The 17,079-nt window shown below is 40.4% G+C and carries 18 protein-coding genes; 16 read left to right on the top strand and 2 right to left on the bottom strand.

The window, feature by feature from the left end; genetic code table 11:
- The first annotated feature begins 2 nt into the window (after positions 1 to 2).
- Together PQG45_RS07395 and PQG45_RS07390 are read left to right on the top strand one after the other, a co-directional pair.
- Positions 3 to 509: a DUF2480 family protein gene (locus tag PQG45_RS07395; RefSeq protein WP_316070587.1), complete on the top strand. Its 507-nt coding sequence runs from the start codon at positions 3 to 5 to the stop codon at positions 507 to 509.
- Positions 510 to 548: 39 nt separating this feature from the next.
- Positions 549 to 1,433 carry a fructosamine kinase family protein gene (locus PQG45_RS07390; RefSeq protein ID WP_316070586.1) on the top strand — a complete coding sequence of 295 codons (885 nt, stop codon included), beginning with the start codon at positions 549 to 551 and terminating at the stop codon, positions 1,431 to 1,433.
- Here PQG45_RS07390 and PQG45_RS07385 read toward each other — a convergent pair.
- Positions 1,430 to 2,668, bottom strand: a complete 1,239-nt coding sequence (locus PQG45_RS07385; RefSeq protein WP_316070585.1) for a 4-hydroxy-3-methylbut-2-enyl diphosphate reductase — start codon at positions 2,666 to 2,668, stop codon at positions 1,430 to 1,432. The two genes, PQG45_RS07390 and PQG45_RS07385, sit on opposite strands and share 4 nt — an antisense overlap.
- 206 nt (positions 2,669 to 2,874) lie before the next feature.
- On the opposite strand from PQG45_RS07385, the gene PQG45_RS07380 reads away from it, so the two are divergent.
- Genes PQG45_RS07380 through PQG45_RS07360 form a run of 5 tightly spaced genes read left to right on the top strand, consistent with a single transcriptional unit; the run spans position 2,875 to position 5,564 of the window.
- Positions 2,875 to 3,489 (top strand): hypothetical protein, encoded by a 615-nt coding sequence (locus tag PQG45_RS07380; protein ID WP_316070584.1) that lies wholly within the window; start codon positions 2,875 to 2,877, stop codon positions 3,487 to 3,489.
- The gene (locus PQG45_RS07375) at positions 3,489 to 3,848 is read left to right on the top strand and encodes a hypothetical protein (protein WP_316070583.1); all 360 of its coding nucleotides are present in this window, start codon (positions 3,489 to 3,491) and stop codon (positions 3,846 to 3,848) included. The genes PQG45_RS07380 and PQG45_RS07375 overlap by 1 nt, the downstream gene beginning before the upstream one ends.
- Positions 3,849 to 3,852: 4 nt before the next feature.
- Entirely contained in the window at positions 3,853 to 4,626 is a 774-nt protein-coding gene (locus tag PQG45_RS07370; protein ID WP_316070582.1) for an exodeoxyribonuclease III, read from the top strand.
- Position 4,627: 1 nt separating this feature from the next.
- The gene (locus PQG45_RS07365) at positions 4,628 to 4,930 is read left to right on the top strand and encodes a (2Fe-2S) ferredoxin domain-containing protein (protein WP_316070581.1); all 303 of its coding nucleotides are present in this window, start codon (positions 4,628 to 4,630) and stop codon (positions 4,928 to 4,930) included.
- Between the two features lie 10 nt (positions 4,931 to 4,940).
- Positions 4,941 to 5,564, top strand: coding sequence for a hypothetical protein (locus PQG45_RS07360; protein ID WP_316070580.1), 624 nt, complete (start codon positions 4,941 to 4,943; stop codon positions 5,562 to 5,564).
- Here PQG45_RS07360 and PQG45_RS07355 read toward each other — a convergent pair.
- Positions 5,553 to 6,242 (bottom strand): YjjG family noncanonical pyrimidine nucleotidase, encoded by a 690-nt coding sequence (locus PQG45_RS07355; RefSeq protein WP_316070579.1) that lies wholly within the window; start codon positions 6,240 to 6,242, stop codon positions 5,553 to 5,555. The genes PQG45_RS07360 and PQG45_RS07355 overlap by 12 nt on opposite strands.
- A 52-nt stretch (positions 6,243 to 6,294) precedes the next feature.
- On the opposite strand from PQG45_RS07355, the gene PQG45_RS07350 reads away from it, so the two are divergent.
- From PQG45_RS07350 to porU, 9 genes are all read left to right on the top strand, one after another.
- Entirely contained in the window at positions 6,295 to 7,104 is an 810-nt protein-coding gene (locus tag PQG45_RS07350; RefSeq protein ID WP_316070578.1) for a 3'-5' exonuclease, read from the top strand.
- Between the two features lie 63 nt (positions 7,105 to 7,167).
- On the top strand, positions 7,168 to 7,497 hold the full coding sequence (nuoK, locus tag PQG45_RS07345; RefSeq protein WP_315574999.1) for an NADH-quinone oxidoreductase subunit NuoK: 330 nt from the start codon (positions 7,168 to 7,170) through the stop codon (positions 7,495 to 7,497).
- 28 nt (positions 7,498 to 7,525) lie between these two features.
- Entirely contained in the window at positions 7,526 to 9,406 is a 1,881-nt protein-coding gene (nuoL, locus tag PQG45_RS07340; protein ID WP_316070577.1) for an NADH-quinone oxidoreductase subunit L, read from the top strand.
- A 21-nt stretch (positions 9,407 to 9,427) separates the two neighbouring features.
- The gene (locus PQG45_RS07335; protein ID WP_315574997.1) at positions 9,428 to 10,873 is read left to right on the top strand and encodes a complex I subunit 4 family protein; all 1,446 of its coding nucleotides are present in this window, start codon (positions 9,428 to 9,430) and stop codon (positions 10,871 to 10,873) included.
- A 30-nt stretch (positions 10,874 to 10,903) separates the two neighbouring features.
- A complete protein-coding gene (locus PQG45_RS07330) occupies positions 10,904 to 12,301 on the top strand; it encodes an NADH-quinone oxidoreductase subunit N (protein ID WP_315574996.1) in 1,398 nt (465 codons plus the stop codon).
- Positions 12,302 to 12,793: a GtrA family protein gene (locus tag PQG45_RS07325; RefSeq protein ID WP_316070576.1), complete on the top strand. Its 492-nt coding sequence runs from the start codon at positions 12,302 to 12,304 to the stop codon at positions 12,791 to 12,793.
- Between the two features lie 198 nt (positions 12,794 to 12,991).
- A complete protein-coding gene (locus PQG45_RS07320; RefSeq protein ID WP_315574991.1) occupies positions 12,992 to 13,165 on the top strand; it encodes a hypothetical protein in 174 nt (57 codons plus the stop codon).
- Positions 13,166 to 13,224: 59 nt separating this feature from the next.
- A complete protein-coding gene (locus tag PQG45_RS07315) occupies positions 13,225 to 13,851 on the top strand; it encodes a SprT-like domain-containing protein (RefSeq protein ID WP_316070575.1) in 627 nt (208 codons plus the stop codon).
- Positions 13,817 to 17,062: a type IX secretion system sortase PorU gene (porU, locus tag PQG45_RS07310; protein WP_316070574.1), complete on the top strand. Its 3,246-nt coding sequence runs from the start codon at positions 13,817 to 13,819 to the stop codon at positions 17,060 to 17,062. The genes PQG45_RS07315 and porU overlap by 35 nt, the downstream gene beginning before the upstream one ends.
- The last annotated feature ends 17 nt before the right edge of the window (positions 17,063 to 17,079 follow it).

Genomic DNA, 17,079 nt, shown 5'->3' with positions numbered 1-17,079 from the left:
GCATGGAAGATATTGTCAACAAAGTCAAACAAAGTGGTCTTATCCAAATCGACTTAGAAAGCTTACGCCCAGCAGGCGAGCGCGTATTCTTCGATATCGCTCCTCAATTATATATGGGATTGGCGCTTCGCGAAAAAGATTTTCGCACGTTTATTCAAACGCATGATTGGGCACAATACGACGGAAAACACGTGGCCATCGCCTGTTCAGAAGATGCTATTATTCCAACATGGGCATATATGTTGGTCAGTTCAAGTTTAACAAATCACGCGGCGACGATTGTGTTTGGAAACTTAGCCGATTTAGAAAAAACCTTGTTTGACCAAGTGATTCAGCACATGGATTTAGCTGAATTTGAAGATGGGAAAATCGTTATCAAAGGATGTTCCAAGGAAGCGGTTCCGCTAGATGCCTATGTCACGTTAACCAATCGCCTACGACCAATCGCTCGAAGTATCTTTTTTGGCGAGCCATGCAGTACCGTTCCCATTTATAAAAAAGCAAAATAGTTCCACCCTTTTCCTAAATTTGCGCTTTAGCTGATTCGTATGTCCCAACAATCTCAAGAACAATACCAATTCATTTCTGCGATTTTAACAAAGCATATAGGTGCAGGCGCTACCATTGATGATCTTCAGTTTTTTTATGGCGGAAACTTCAATCTAGCCGTCCGCGTAAAAACGGGGATTTCCGAATATTTCATTAAATGGACGCAAAGGGAACATCAAGGACTTTTTGAAGCTGAAGCCAAAAACCTTCAACTCATCCAAAAAACAGGGACTATTAATGTTCCAAGTGTTTTAGGGGTCGGAACCTTAGATGAAAAGGAATACTTGATGATGGATTGCATCCAATCCGCAGAAAAATCAACCCATTATTGGTCAGATTTCGGAGGAAAGTTAGCCCATTTACACCAGCAACACGCAGCGAAAGGACATGGCCTCAACTATGACAATTATTTAGGTGCGGCCAAACAAGAAAACACTTGGCAAGCAGATGGCGTGCAATTTTTCATCCAAAATCGATTAAAAAAACAAGTGGACACAGCCATATATAACCGAAAAATTTCGGCTGAAATGGAAGAGAAATTCAATGGGCTGTACGAAAAATTACCTCAACTAATTCCGAATGAATCATCAGCGCTATTGCATGGCGATTTATGGTCAGGAAATGCGATGGTAAATGCCCAAGGAGAAATTACCTTGGTAGACCCATGTTGCTATTTTGGACTTCGGGAAGCTGAATTAGCTTTTACAACGATGTTTGGTGGATTTCCTACGGAATTCTACGAAGCATACCACCGCACTTTTCCGATTGAAAAAGACTTTCACCAACGTATTCCTTTGTATAATCTATACCCGTTGATGGTCCACGTGAATTTATTTGGCGAAGGGTATTTGCCAGCCGTGACCAAAATCCTTTCGAGCTATTAGTTGCGATCAGCAATCCATTGTTGAATGACCATATCCGGATCGGTTGATCCAGGAAAAAATGCCACAAGCTTGCGCAAAATTTCCTCCATAACCGCGTCAGGACAAGAAGCGCCACATGTCAATAAAATTTTAACAGGCTGATTGTTAGGTATGTAATCGAAAGATTGCACTTCTTCTTTCCGACGATTATTGTAATGCCAAATTTCCGAAATGCTAACTAAATTGTCCGCCGACTTAATGAAATAAGTAGGTAACTTTTCGGCACACAAATCGACCAAATGTGCCGTATTGGATGAGTTGTACCCTCCAGCAACAATCGCGAAATCGGCCTCCTCTTTTAGTAAGCCATAGGTGGCACTCTGATTATCGTTTGTTGCGTAGCAAAGTGTATCCCGGGTATCTGCAAAATGCTCTGTGATTTGTTCAGGCCGCAATTGATAAAATTCTATGATTACTTCGCGTAAATAATCAACAATTTCTTGCGTGTCGGTCGCTAGCATGGTGGTTTGATTCACAACACCAATGCGCTCCAAATCGGTTTCAGGATTAAATCCTTTGGAAAACTGCCCTTCAAACTCATCGAAAAAATCATCTGCCGACTTTTCTTTGCGAATGTAAGGTGCTAATTGTTGGGCTTGTTGGAAATCCTTAATCACCAACGTAGGAGTCACCGACTGCGAATGTGAAAAAGTAGCCTTCGTCTCTTCGTGGCTTGGCTTCCCATGCACGATAACGGAATAAGATTTTTGTCCAATGGCACTTGCGCGATTCCAAACCTTCTCCACAAAAGGGCAAGTGGTATCGTATGCGTATGTATCGATTCCAATGGAGGCTAATTTCGCTTGAATCTCCAACGTCGTACCAAAAGCGGGCACGATGACTATGTCTGAGGCGTGCAAATTGTCCCAAGGTACAATTTGAACACCCCGTGTATCTTGAATAAAGGATACGCCTCGATCCAACAAATCTGCGTTAACAGCAGGATTATGAATCATCTCAGAAAGTAAATAGATTTTCTTTCCGGGATTTTCCTCAATAATTCGGTAAGCTGTCTCAACCGCATTTTCCACGCCATAACAAAAGCCAAAATGACGCGACAAATACACTTCTACGGTTCCAAAATTAAAATGAGAAGGACGGTAGTCTTTCTTTAATTTATCATGTAAGCGTCTTTCTTCTTTGATGGATCCAATCAAAGAACTACTAAACAAACTTGGGATGGAAAAAGACTTCATTTGAATGATTTAGACGATACAAATCTAGTAATAAACGCTTAATAGATTTAAGTGTTTTCAAAATTACAAAACGGAATTTGGAATCAAGCATCAAGCAAACAATTACCATTAAATAATTGATTTAGGTAGATGTTGTGTAGGAATGAATTGTTTATGTTAATTTTACATTTGAATTTTCAACGAAATCAACAACCCAATACGAAAAAATGAACAAGTCTACTACTGGCAAGTTTCGATTTTGGCGTTCTGTTCTATCCAATCCTTTGAGTAGTGGATTGGTTTCGTTATTCCGAAATCCTATCAACTTTTTATACTTTGGGCTTTTCATTTTTGCCGTTTTAATTAACGTTGAGCATTCCTACAGTGACGCACCTAAGCAATCAGGTTATTTTAGCGGATCTATTGAGTTTGACAAACAACCTGCCCATACGATTAATACAACCAAAATTACAGCTAATATTTCGCGCTTGGGTGAAGAACAAATTTTAGAAATTACGGCCACCAGTCTAAACGATTCGGAAACGGTTTATACCCAAATTAAGAATTTTAAGGGCGAAGGCACCTATTTTATTCCGGGTGATGGCTCCTCCTCGAACATAGGGAACCTCATTAAAGATATCAACGACTACCAAGAAAAAAATAACTTTTACGAAGCAACTCGCCCAAATGGCGCAGGGATTGCCAATGGCGTAGGTCGGGTTAACATTACAACCTATTCAAACAATGTGATTGCAGGTGATTTAGTGTTAATTGGAAACAATCCCGCTGGCCAGCAAGCAATTTTAGGTGCCGCAAAATTCAAAGTTAACTTACAGCCTTAATGGAAATGATCGAATTTGAACCGGAAGTCGTTCAAGCCGCCTGGGAAAATGTCCTTGATTTTTTCGAAAAACAATTCAACAAACGCCCCAGTGATTTAGAGTCTATCTTGTTCCTGATAGGCGTTCAAGAATTAGGTATTGGGCATCGTGTATTTACCAAAGAGGAAAAGCAGGATTTAATGCATATTGCGACTTGCAAGGTCTTAAGCTTCAGTGGCTTTTACGAGCTCGAAGGACTCGATGAAGCAGGTTGGCCGCATTGGAACTTGGTAACACCCGCCCCATCTCTTAATTTTAAAGAACAAGACATTCTTCTAAAGGCACATATTATCCACTATTTTGAAACCGAAGTTTTCTAAGAATATGCTTAAAATCATCAGTTATAATGTCAATGGAATTCGTGCCGCTATTCAAAAAGGTTTTGTACAATGGCTCGCGGACCAACAAGCAGATGTTATTTGCATTCAAGAGTTAAAAGCGGAATTTGACCAAGTCGACACAAACGAAATTGAACAATTAGGCTATTCGGTTCATTGGCATTCAGCACAAAAAAAAGGTTATTCCGGAGTAGCCGTATTCACAAAATTACAGCCTAAACATACTGAAATAGGCTGCGGAATAGAAAAATATGATTTTGAAGGACGTGTCATCCGATTGGATTTCGACAATTTCTCGGTCATGAGCGTGTACATGCCATCCGGTTCGAGCGGAGACGAGCGCCAAGCATTCAAAATGGAATGGCTAACGGACTTCCAGGATTATATTCAAGCCCTTCGTCAAGAAATCCCAAATTTAATCATTTCAGGCGATTACAACATTTGCCACCGTGCCATTGACATTCATAATCCGAAAGGAAATGCCAATAGTTCAGGATTCCTTCCCGAAGAAAGGGAATGGATGGAATCATTTGTACAAAATGGTTTTGTAGATACCTTCCGTCACATCAATCCGGAACAAGCACATGCTTATTCGTGGTGGAGTTACCGTGCGGGTGCACGAGGAAAAAACTTGGGATGGCGGATTGATTACCACATGGCGAGCGAAACGCTAAAAGATCGTATTGCCAATGCTTACATATTACCTGATGCCATGCATTCAGACCATTGCCCAATCGTACTAGAACTAAATCCAGCTTAATATGCACTTCGAAAAACATGTGTTCATTTGTACCAACGACAAAGATGCCCCCAAAAAATGTTGTGGCTCTGGTCACGGAATGCAGTTAGTAGAGGCTTTTAAAGCCGCTTATGCAGAAGCAGGAAACCCCGCAAAAATTCGCATTCAACGTGCGGGCTGCCTTGATTTTTGTGGAAAAGGACCCGCAATGGTGGTCTACCCAGAAGGCGTTTTCTACGGCAATGTGCAATTGGAAGATGTTAAAGAACTTACACAAAAGCATTTAATTGAAGGTGAAGTAGTCACTCGCTTACAAATCGGATAATTCCCTACGCATGCTATACCGCTTATACCCTACCCTGCTGAATTCTTTTTCGCTTTATCTGCAGCAATCCCGCGATTCCGCTGGCAAAATCATTGTAGATGAAATCGAAATGATCGAACGGATTAATCGGGTAAAAAAGCCAACGACCAAAGCCCAACAAAAAGGCATGGATTTTGAGCGTGCCGTTATTTTAGGGGAAGACGAGGAATTATTCGCGGAAGGAATTATTGATCAAGCCCGAGCATTGATTCCAGAAAAATATAAAACGCAATATTATGTGGAGTCCCGCTATAAAAATGCGTTAATCTACGGTTATGTGGACGGTGTGGGCGATCAAGTAGCCTTTGATTTAAAAAGTACATCCTTTTATGAGCCAGGCAGGTTCGCAAAAAATCACCAAAACCTTTATCTGCTCGGATTACAAAAATTGGGCATTGAACAATTAGACTATGTGATTACCGATTTTAAAGCAGTTTACAAGGAAACGTATAATTTAAATCAATACGATTTCAGCCCGCTTTATGCGCAAATCGAGCAATTTCAAGCCTTCCTAGAAGAGAATAAAAAATTCATTCGCGACAAAAAGATTTTTGATCGCAAATCGAATGACAACCAATTGTCCTTATTCGAATAAATCAAGCAATTCCGCCAACTGAGCAATTTGAATTTTTGCGTTAACCTCTTCCGCCCGAAAATTTAAATGAACAGCCGTTATCCCAAGCGCTTCTGCAGCCTGTACATCGATGATGGGATGATCGCCTACCATCACGACTTCTGAAGGCAAACAATTCGCCATATTAAGAGCGAATTCAAAAAATTGTGCGGCAGGCTTTTTACACCCAGCTACTTCGGAGGTAATAATACGTTCAAAAAAATGGGTCATGCCCACACCTGATATTTTCACATGCTGGATATCGTCAAATCCATTCGTTAATATATACAGGGGGTATTTGGTCGAAAGTGTTTCGATGACCTGAAAGGCATCAGGGATTAGGTTGGTTTTTCGAGGAGTTCGCTCAAGATACAAGTCAGAAAACAAATTAGCATCCCCTTGAATTCCCAATACCTCAAAAAAACGCACAAAACGCGTATCACGCAATGTTTTTTGATCAATTCGACCATGTTGGTAATCATCCCACAAGGCATCATTAATTCGTTGGAACTCTTTCCAAATCACGGCTGAGCTATGTGAAATAGCATCCAAAAGGCTTAATTCTGCTAATAATTCCTGAATTACTTCGTTGGCATTGAGATCGTGATCCCAAAGGGTGTGATCCCAATCAAAAAAAATGGCTTTTGGACTAAATTTCATCGAACAAAGGTAATAATAAGCTACCTTTGTCCCTATTAATTTTAGACAAGCCATGGAGCACCAATTACAATTAAAAAAACCCTTAGCTTTTTTCGATTTAGAAACCACCGGTATTCAGGTGAATAAAGATCGCATCGTTGAAATATCTATTGCAAAGGCCAATATAGACGGCACAGTTGATATTAAGACGCGTCGAGTTAATCCAGGTATCCCGATTCCTTTGGAAGCATCTTTGGTACATGGCATTTATGATGCCGATGTGGCGGAGGAGCCCAACTTCAAGCAAGTGGCAAAATCCTTGGCAGGCTTTTTGGATGGTTGCGATTTGGCAGGGTTTAATTCGAATCGCTTTGATGTGCCCATGCTCGTGGAAGAGTTTTTTCGTGCTGAAGTTGATTTCGACATGAAAAACAGAAAATTGGTAGATGCTCAACGTATATTCCACATGATGGAACCGCGTAATTTAACCGCTGCCTATCGTTTTTACTGTGACAAAGAATTGGTGGGAGCTCATGGTGCGGAAGCCGACGTGTTAGCAACCTTGGAGGTTTTGAACGCACAAGTAAAACGCTATGCGGAAACTGCGCTGAAGGATGCAGAAGGCAAAGAATACTTCCCTATCCAGAATGATGTCAACAAATTACATGAATTGAGTGCGTCCAACTCGATTGACTTTGCAAACCGCATGGTTTATAACAAAGATAAAGTTGCGGTGTTTAACTTCGGTAAGCACATCGGTCGGCCCGTTTTAGAAGTATTAAAATCAGACCCATCCTACTATGACTGGATGATGAAGGGAGATTTTCCGATGGACACGAAACGTAAATTAACCGAAATTAAATTACAAGGTTTTCAACGCTAGGGGCTTAAAAATTCAGTTTAATTCGTATTTTTGCCTCGCATAAATGCATTCCAATTTATAACTATGCAATCGATTCCAGAAGTATTACGTACGATTCCGCTCACGCATTACATTTTATTTAGTTCTGCACTTTTTTGTATCGGAATTTTAGGGGTTTTGACACGTCGCAATGCGATTATCGTGTTTATGGCCGTTGAACTCATGTTAAATGCCGTCAACTTATTGTTGGCCGCTTTCTCATCGTATTATGCTGATCCTGCTGGACAGATTTTTGTATTTTTCATCATGGCAGTCGCTGCAGCAGAAGTAGCTGTGGGTCTAGCCATCATCGTGATGATTTACCGCAATATTCAAAGTATTGATATTGGCGTACTTAATAAAATCAAAAACTAATTAAGCGCCACAATCCATCAGAATTCCTATGTCTTTATTCTATTTAATTCCCTTGTTACCGTTTCTTGGCTTTGCCATTAATGGTTTAGCATTCCCTAAACTGAGCAAAACAGTCGCGGGTATTATCGGCACCATTCCACCCTTGGTGGCTTTTGCTCTATCGCTTCAATTGTTTTTAAACTTTGATGGCCAAGCACAAATTTATACCCTAGCAGAATGGATTAAGGTGGGAACCTTATCGATACCTTTTGAATTCCAGGTTGACCAATTATCCCTCTTAATGCTTTTAATTATCACAGGGGTAGGAACGTTGATCCATGTGTATTCCATGGGTTACATGGCACACGACGCAGGTTTTGGCAAGTTTTTTGCCTTTTTAAATCTCTTCATATTCTTTATGTTGATTTTGGTATTAGGTGCCAACTTCACCGTATTGTTTATTGGCTGGGAAGGCGTAGGTCTATGCTCTTACCTTTTGATCGGTTTCTGGAATCAGAAAAACAGTTATGGAGATGCAGCCCGCAAGGCTTTCATCATGAACAGAATTGGTGACTTAGGGTTTTTAGTGGGTATATTTTTGTTGATTCAAAACTTTAACACAACAAATTACCAGGTTATTTTCCAGGAAATTGCTTCAGGTAATGTACCTGAGAACGTAGGCTTAATCGCCTTTTGTTTGTTTATTGGTGCGATGGGTAAATCAGCCCAAATCCCTTTATTTACTTGGTTACCGGACGCGATGGCAGGCCCGACTCCTGTTTCTGCTTTGATTCACGCGGCAACGATGGTAACTGCTGGTATTTATATGGTGATTCGTGCTAATGTGATTTTCGAATTAAGTCCTGAGGTATTGCATTTTGTAGGCTGGATCGGTTTGGCAACGGCTTTATTAGGTGCTGCCATTGGTCTTTTCCAAAATGATATTAAGAAAGTGTTGGCTTATTCGACAGTCTCACAACTAGGGTATATGTTCATGGGCTTAGGTGCATCCGCTTACACGGCATCATTCTTCCATGTTATGACACATGCATTCTTTAAGGCGCTTTTATTCTTGGGTGCAGGTTCTGTGATTCATGCCATGTCAGATGAACAAGATATTCGCAAGATGGGTGGGTTGAAATCCAAAATGCCTATTACTTACATCACCTTTTTATTAGGTACCATTGCGATTGCAGGTATTCCTCCATTTGCAGGATTCTTCTCGAAAGATGAAATTTTGGCACATTTATATCACCATGATTTTGCCATGTGGTGTTTAGCGATCGTAGGCTCAGCCCTAACGTCCTTTTACATGTTCCGTGTATTTATTTTAACCTTCTTTGGTGATTTCAGAGGAACCGAGGCGCAAGCACATCATCTACATGAATCCCCATTGTCTATGACTTTCCCATTGATCGTTTTAGCCCTTTTATCTGTAATCGGTGGCTTGATTAATTTACCACACTTTGCAAGAGGCAATGAATTCTTGGCACATTGGCTAGCACCTATTTTGCCCGCAACAGGTGAAGCAGCTGAAGTTTCATTCCTAAGCTTAGAAATGGGAGCTCCTTTATTAGCTGCATTTTTACCAGCATTTTTCGCGATCTATTTATTTGGTGTACAAAAATCTGTACCGGCCTCTGACGAATCTATTACGGGCATCCAAAAAGTGATTTACAATAAATTCTACATCGATGAATTATATGATATGATCATCGTGAAACCAATGACCATTTTGGGTAATTTCTGTTTCCAAGTCGTAGAATTCTTAGTAATTGATTTGATTGTAGAAGGCGTAGGTCGAATTGTCACGTATGCTTCTACGGAGTTCCGCCGCATTCAAACAGGGAATGTTGGTTACTATATTTTCATCATGGTCATTTCCATTGCTGTTATTCTCGCTGTGAGTTTACGCACGTGGATTTTGTAATTTAAAATAGAACAAAAAGGTATGTTATTACTATTTATACTTTTATTTCCATTGGTAATGGGTGCTGGCTTAATGCTAGCAAAACCAAGCAAACCATTTGCAATCGCGCTAGCAGGCTCCATCCTTGAGGCCATCGCAATTGCTTATGCGTTATGTCCTGCTGAATCTGCCGGCTTGCAATTTAGTCAAGCATGGATTCCAGAGGCGGGCATCAGCTTTACCCTTTGGATCGATGGCATCAACGGAATTCTGATCGGCTTAACAGGCTTGTTAGTTCCGTTTATTATTGGCTCAACAAACAATTCGGATAAGTCAGAAAACGCATCTTATTTAGGATTGATCCTTGCGATGCAAACCGCTTTATTGGGTGCATTTTTAGCTAAAGATGCTTTCTTGTTTTATTTCTTTTTTGAGGCGTCTTTATTGCCGATTTACTTCCTTGCTGCGCAATATGGAGGGGAAAACAGAACAGCGATTACATTCAAATTTTTCGTTTACACCTTGTTCGGGTCTCTATTTTTACTAATTGCCTTAATCTATGTGTATTTACGTACACCCGGAGAAACGCATTCCGCAGACATTGAAACGCTTTACTTGACTGCACGTAACCTAAGTGCAGAACACCAAGGCTTCTTATTTTTAGCATTCTTCATTGCATTCGCAATCAAAATGCCGGTGTTTCCATTTCATACTTGGCAACCCGACACCTACACAACATCACCTGTACAAGGAAGTATGTTATTAGGTGGGATCATGTTGAAAATGGGTACGTATGGTATGATTCGTTTAGTCATCCCGATGTTTCCTTTGGGAATTGCACAATGGGGATTGACTGTATCGATTTTATCAATCATTGGAATTATTTACGGTTCGGTGATTGCGATCCAACAAAAAGATGCAAAACGCCTTCTTGCTTATTCATCCTTTGCACACGTTGGCCTAATGGCTGCAGGTATCATGACACAAAGTGTTGACGGTATTCAAGGAGCCCTTTACCAAATGCTATCACACGGTATCAATTTGGTAGGCCTTTTCTTTGTGATTGAGGTTATTGAACGTCGGACTAAAACGCGTGAATTAGCTCAATTAGGTGGCATTACCCAATCATCTTATGTATTAACGGTTGCGTTTATCGTATTAAGTTTAGGTTCGGTAGCCTTACCTCTAACAAATGGGTTCATTGGTGAGTTTTTATTACTAAAAAGCGTATTCGACCAAGAGATGTATTTAGGTATCATTTCTGGAATCACCATTATTTTGGGTGCCGTTTATACCTTACGTTTGATTCAAAAATCAATCTTTGGCAATGTATCCAAAGTAACAAAGGACTTCGAAGATTTAGTGTTAGGAGAAAAATTAGTATTAATACCCCTAATCCTCTTGGTAATTTTGGGCGGCTTATTCCCTCAATTTGTATTATCCTTTAGTGCAGCAAGTGTAGAAAAACTTGTCGCATTATTAAACTAAGCGGAAATTTAACAACAGCAAAGCAGAATTATGACAGCTATCATTGCTTTATCATTATTTGGAATCAGTAACCTATTTTTAGGGTTTTGGTTATCGCGTAAAATGATCCAACAAATCACCATGCTTTTCCTTGCAATCGGAATTGGCATCACGTTGACAGATTGGAATCATGAGTTTTTATGGTTTGGCAATATGTTCCGCACCAACAATACGTCGATCAACTTCAGTATCATCATTCAGCTAGCTGCATTTTTTGTGGTAGCATTTTCGAATGCCTTCGGCCAGGATGATGAGCATACGCATCCAGCAGAATACTATGCCATCATGCTCTTCTCTACTGTAGGAGCGATTATCATGGTGTCGTTTGACCACCTAATGATGTTATTCGTAGGTCTTGAGATTCTTTCCGTTGCCATGTATGTATTGACAGGTTCAGACAAGCGTAACTTACGTTCCAATGAAGCGGCAATTAAGTATTTCTTGATGGGGTCATTTGCTACCGGAATTTTATTGTTTGGGATGACATTGGTATATGGTGCAACGCGCACATTCTATATTTCAAACCTAACAAATGTTATTGCGAGCACGGCACCTGAATCCATGCCATCATTCCTCTATGCAGGTGTTTTATTAATGCTGGTCGGTATGCTTTTCAAAGTATCTGCTGCACCCTTCCATTTCTGGACACCCGATGTATATGATGGCGCGCCTACCATCTTTACGATGTTCATGTCGACTGTCGTGAAAACGGCTGGTTTTGCTGCTATTTATCACATTTTTGCCGGGGTATTTAGTGGATTGTATTCGACGTGGGTGATGCCGCTTTATTTCATCTCCATGTTAACCTTGGTAATTGGAAATGTGACCGCAGTGTACCAACAAAGCATCAAACGTATGTTGGCATATTCAAGTATTTCACATGCCGGATATATGTTGTTGACTGTTGCGGCAAGACAAGCCAGCTCCACATCAAGCATTTTGTTTTATTCGTTGGCTTATACCTTGGCAACCTTAACGGCTTTTGCTGTATTTAAATTGGTTTCTGAATATCAAACAGGTAGAACAGAAAAGCCTGCAAATTTCCAATCCTTTGAAGGCTTAGCGAAGCAGAATCCATTTTTAGCATTCTGCTTTACAGTATCCTTATTATCATTAGCAGGGATTCCATTAACAGCTGGGTTTTGGGGGAAATTCTTTGTCTTTACAGATACATTTAATCGCAACATCGTTTATCCAATCATCTTGGCCATATTGATGTCGGCGGTAGGTATATATTACTATTTCAAAGGAATCATAGCTGTATACTTCAAACAAGGAGATATTCAAAAAATAGAAATAAGCACACTCTACCAAGTGGCATTAGGTTTAACAACCTTGGGGACATTGGTATTAGGCTTGTTCCCGAACCTCGTTAAAAGCCTTTTTTAATTGAAGAAAAAGTCAGAACTCTTTAATCGCAAAGATTTAATCGCCTATTTCCTGATTGCAGGAACGGGTGCACTGATTCAATTGTTGGCAGGTGCCTTGCTGAAAGATTGGTTTCATTTAGCGTACGAATCGACGATACTCCCAGCCTATTTCATTTCGTTAATTGCCGGATTTATCCTGACCAAATTATTTGCATTCAATGCGCGTCAGTCACAACAGACACGTCGAGAAATGATCAAATTCATGATGGTGGCTACATTTTCCGGATTTGTGACTTGGGGATTTAGCATACTTCCCTACCACTTCATTCAGGCGGAATACAACGATTTATTCATACAAATCCCTTATTCATTTAAAAAAGTGAACGTTACTCAGATCAGTACCACACTGAATGGCATGGGATTCAGTTTTGTCTCAAACTATGTTTTACACAAAACTTTTACCTTCAAGAGTAGTGGTTTTTATGACCGTTTCAAGGATTTAATTAAATAGAATTCGCTAATCATCACGCATAGGTATTAGATTAATCTTAATTTTCTTAAGAATTCACATGGCCAATAAGCGCCATAGGGCGCATTTTCACTAAAATGTTCCCCAATTCTTAAAAAATTCTTAAAATTTTTAACGGATTGTTTGCAATTAAAAATATATCACGTAGTTTTGTAACTCAAACCTTAAAATATTACAAAAATGAAAAAAGTATTCGCTTTAGCTTTCGTTGCTGGTATGGTAACTTTAGCATCTTGTGGTGAGAAAAAAACTGAGGCTGCTGCTGATTCAGTTGCTGCTGATACAGCTGCTGCTGCACCAGTTGATACTGCTGCTGCTGATACAGCTGCTGCTGACACTGCTGCTGCTAAATAATTTTAGCCAGTCTCACAAAAAAGTCCTTCGCATGCGAAGGACTTTTTTTATGCCCCTAAATGAACAAAAGCAGAAAAATAACATCCTTCCTGGACCACTTTCCTCCAAAAGTGGCAGAATACTGCTTTAATCTATGGGACGAACATCAATTTGACTTTATCGTCTCAAAAAAACGAGATTCCAAATTGGGGGATTTTCGGTATGCTCCCGACAAAGGATATCAAATTACAGTCAATAACAATTTAAATCCCTATGCATTTCTGGTTACGTATTTGCATGAGGTGGCTCATCTTGTAACCTACCTTAAATTCAAGAATAAGGTAAATCCACATGGGCAGGAATGGAAAGATGCATTTCTCGAATTATTTGATCCGCTATTAGACCCGGAATTGTTACCTGAGGATTTAATCGATGTACTAAGAGCCTATTTGAAAAATCCGGTTGCCACATCCAATGGATTCACGCCTTTGGTGGAAACATTGAAAAAGTTTGATGTACCCACGGAGGAAGATGCAGCCATCTTGCTATTCAAGCTCCCTGAAGGAACAAAGTTCAAATTAAAAAACCTCCTCCTGCAGAAAGGGAAACTACGCAGAACCCGCTACATTTGCCAAGAAGTAAACACTGGCAAATTATACCTCGTCGCTAAAAATGCACAAGTACAAACAAGCGAAGCATCAACTTAATTCAATCCTACTTTTGTTGGTGTTTTTTGTGTTTGCCGTACACGTCTATGCGCAAACGAGTTCCCCGCTCACGCAAGGCAAATGGATTAAATTAGCTGTAACTCAGTCGGGGTTCTACCAAATAAATCAAGCTTGGCTAGCTAAGCATAACATTACAAACAGCGGGCCCAATAAAATCAGCATCTATTCAGCCCATTCAGGCATGTTAAACCCTGCTGATTCCTACCAAAATGGAATGCTGAAGCCCATCCCTGCCTATTATCAGTCCGGCACGAACAATACGTGGAGCGTACTTTTTTGGGGAGATTCCCCCCATACGCTTCGACAAAAGACAACTTGGGAACAAGAAACCAACCTTTATAGCGATTCGACATTTTATTTCGTCCAAATCGATGCCCCCCAAACAAATCCAATCAAAGAGATTGAAAACACGCGCTCAAGCGCGTCTTATTTACCCTATGCATGGGGATTAAAACATTATGAACCGGAAACCTATAATCTCATTCAATCAGGCCAAACTTGGCTAGGCGATGCATTTTACGGCAATTCTACTAAAATCATTCAATACACGCTGGCCGACTACTTGGTGGGGCAAGAGGCCTATTTGAAAATCAAATTATACTCCGGAAGCGTTTCGCCGAGCAGCTTTTCAATCCCGATTCTTTCCAAGTCCATCGCAATGTTACCCATACCGGGAGGCCGTTACGACCAAAAGGCAACAAGTGAAGAGTTCAACACCTGGATTAAACCGGTATTAAACAACAATTCGTGGAATTGGCCCATCAATTTTCAAAGTACAGGAGGCTCGGGATATCTGGATTACATCAGCCTCATGTATCCCAAAAGCTTCGATGGAAATGCTGAAAACCCGCTCTATTTGCTACCGAATACGTCGGACTCTCTACTTCATATCAATGTTGCGAATGTACGATCAAGCCAACAAATCTGGATCAATAATGGCGGTTCAACTTGGCAAAAACTGGCAAAAAATACAGGGTTTAGTTATTTGTTTCGCCCCAATAGTCGCTTGGCCATCGCCAATTTAGAGAAAGCCAACGAACCCAACTTTTGTGGATTCCTAACTAATCAAAATTCATTTGAGCTCCCGGCAGATACAGAATTAGTCATCATATCAAGTCCTATCCTTGAAACAGCGGCGCGTACCTTAGCAAGCTACAAAACCGCTCAACGAAAAATCGTTTCGAAAAATATCACGACCCAGGCCATCTACCATGATTTCAGCGGTGGAAAACAAGATGTTACCGCATTACGTAATTTCATCCGGTATCAGTTTCAAAAACCGGGTTCCCAATTAAAATATGTGATTTTGTTGGGTGATGCATCCATCGACTACAAAGGTCAAAATGTCGTTTCTACGGCTTTGGAAAAATCTTGCTTCATACCAACATATCAAAGTGAAGAATCTATGCATCCCCTGTTGAGTTATGCAAGTGACGATTATTACGGAATTCTATCAGAAACAGCAGGCACCTGGAAAGAAAATGCACCTTTACAAGTGGCAATTGGTCGAATTCCAGCCAAGAGTCCGCAAGAAGCCCTCATGTTTATCAATAAATTAGCAGACTTCGAATCAAAACCACTCGAAAGCACGCCACGATTTGCTTGGGTAGCTGATGATGGTGATTCCAACATTCACATGCAGGATGCAGAAGACTTTTCAAACACGCTACAAAAAGCACTTTTACCTTTGCGGCAAGAGAAGGTTTATTTGGATCAATATCCGATGCAATCGTTCAACGGGACCTATTCAAGTCCTGCTGGAACGCAAGCTGTGATAAAACTATTTGAGGAAAATGCGGATTTTATTCATTTCATGGGACATGGATCGGAAAGCGGCTGGACCGACGAGAAAATCCTGACAACAAACGACCTTGTAAAACTTAAAAACAGTAATCATTTACCCATTTTACTTACTGCAACATGCCAATTTGGACGATTTGATGACCCCAACATCCTTTCAGGCGGGGAAGTGAGTTTATTGTCTGATCAAGGAGGAGCTATTGCATTGATTAGTACGACAAGACCCGTATTCCAAAGTAGTAACTACCTCTTTGGCCAAGCATTTTACCAAGCGATGATTGCGAATAAAGAAAATGCGACCTATCGCTTAGGCGATTTATTCCGCGATGCAAAAAACGGGAGCCAATCGGGTACCATTAATCGAAATATTCAATTAATCGGTGACCCTACCCTCGCCCTACCTTGGACAACCCAAGGTTTGCAAATGACAATTGACACCACGAAGCAGGAAATTAACCTTTCAGGCTTGCCGAATAAAGAGAGTAATGTGCATGTGGCACTTTACCGCATGAGTGAAGCACAAAAGACATTAGGAACAAAAAACACAGCCTTTCAATACGAAAAAATGAGTCCCATTGTTTGGAAATCAGCAGGCTCAAGCATGCGTAACGCCATGAAGATCAGCATCAAAAATATGCCGAGTTTATCAGCCGGAGAAAAATATCAGCTTCAGGCATGGACAGTAGAATCTCCAGAAAAGCAAGCCGCAGCTATTCATTTGGGTCCATGGAAGAATAAGCAAACAGCAGAAAATGTTGCCCCATTCATACGACTTGAATTTCCGGAGGAGGATTTAAGGGCTACGAATACTAATCCAAGGCTAGTCATTTCGGTAGCAGATAGCTCCGGATTAGTTTGGCAAAATGAAACAGGTAAAATAGCTAGCCTCGTATTGGATGACAGCGTCCGTATCGAACTTGCCAGTCGATTTACTCCGAGCTTAAGCAATCCCAAACATGGCGATATTAATATCCAATTGAAATCGTTGGTACCGGGATCACACAAAATTCAAGCATTTTGTTGGGACATCTACAATAATTACAGCGAAGCCTCGTTAAGTTTCCAAGTAAAACAATCCGAAGAGGCATCTTTAGGCGGTTATATTTACCCGAACCCATTAGGGCCAACATTCCACTTTGTTTTCGATCAGGAAAAACCCTGGAATTTAATGCCCTATGAAATTCGAGTGTATGATCTGTTAGGGCGATTAATAATGACCAAGAAAGGCTTAAGTAGCTACCATGAAGAAAATAAGGGGAAGATTGTATTTGACTGGCAGGCAGATGAGTATAGTCAATTTAGTTCGCCCATGGTTATACAAATTCAATTGAGCGACACCTTAACAAATGAAAATAAAACGTTCCGCATAAAAACAAGTACCCTAAAATAAGTTTTCATATTTTTTTT

Source organism: Aquirufa regiilacus (assembly GCF_032470275.1).
Classification (GTDB): Bacteria; Bacteroidota; Bacteroidia; order Cytophagales; family Spirosomataceae; genus Aquirufa; species Aquirufa regiilacus.
This window is presented reverse-complemented; position numbering and strand designations above follow the sequence as displayed.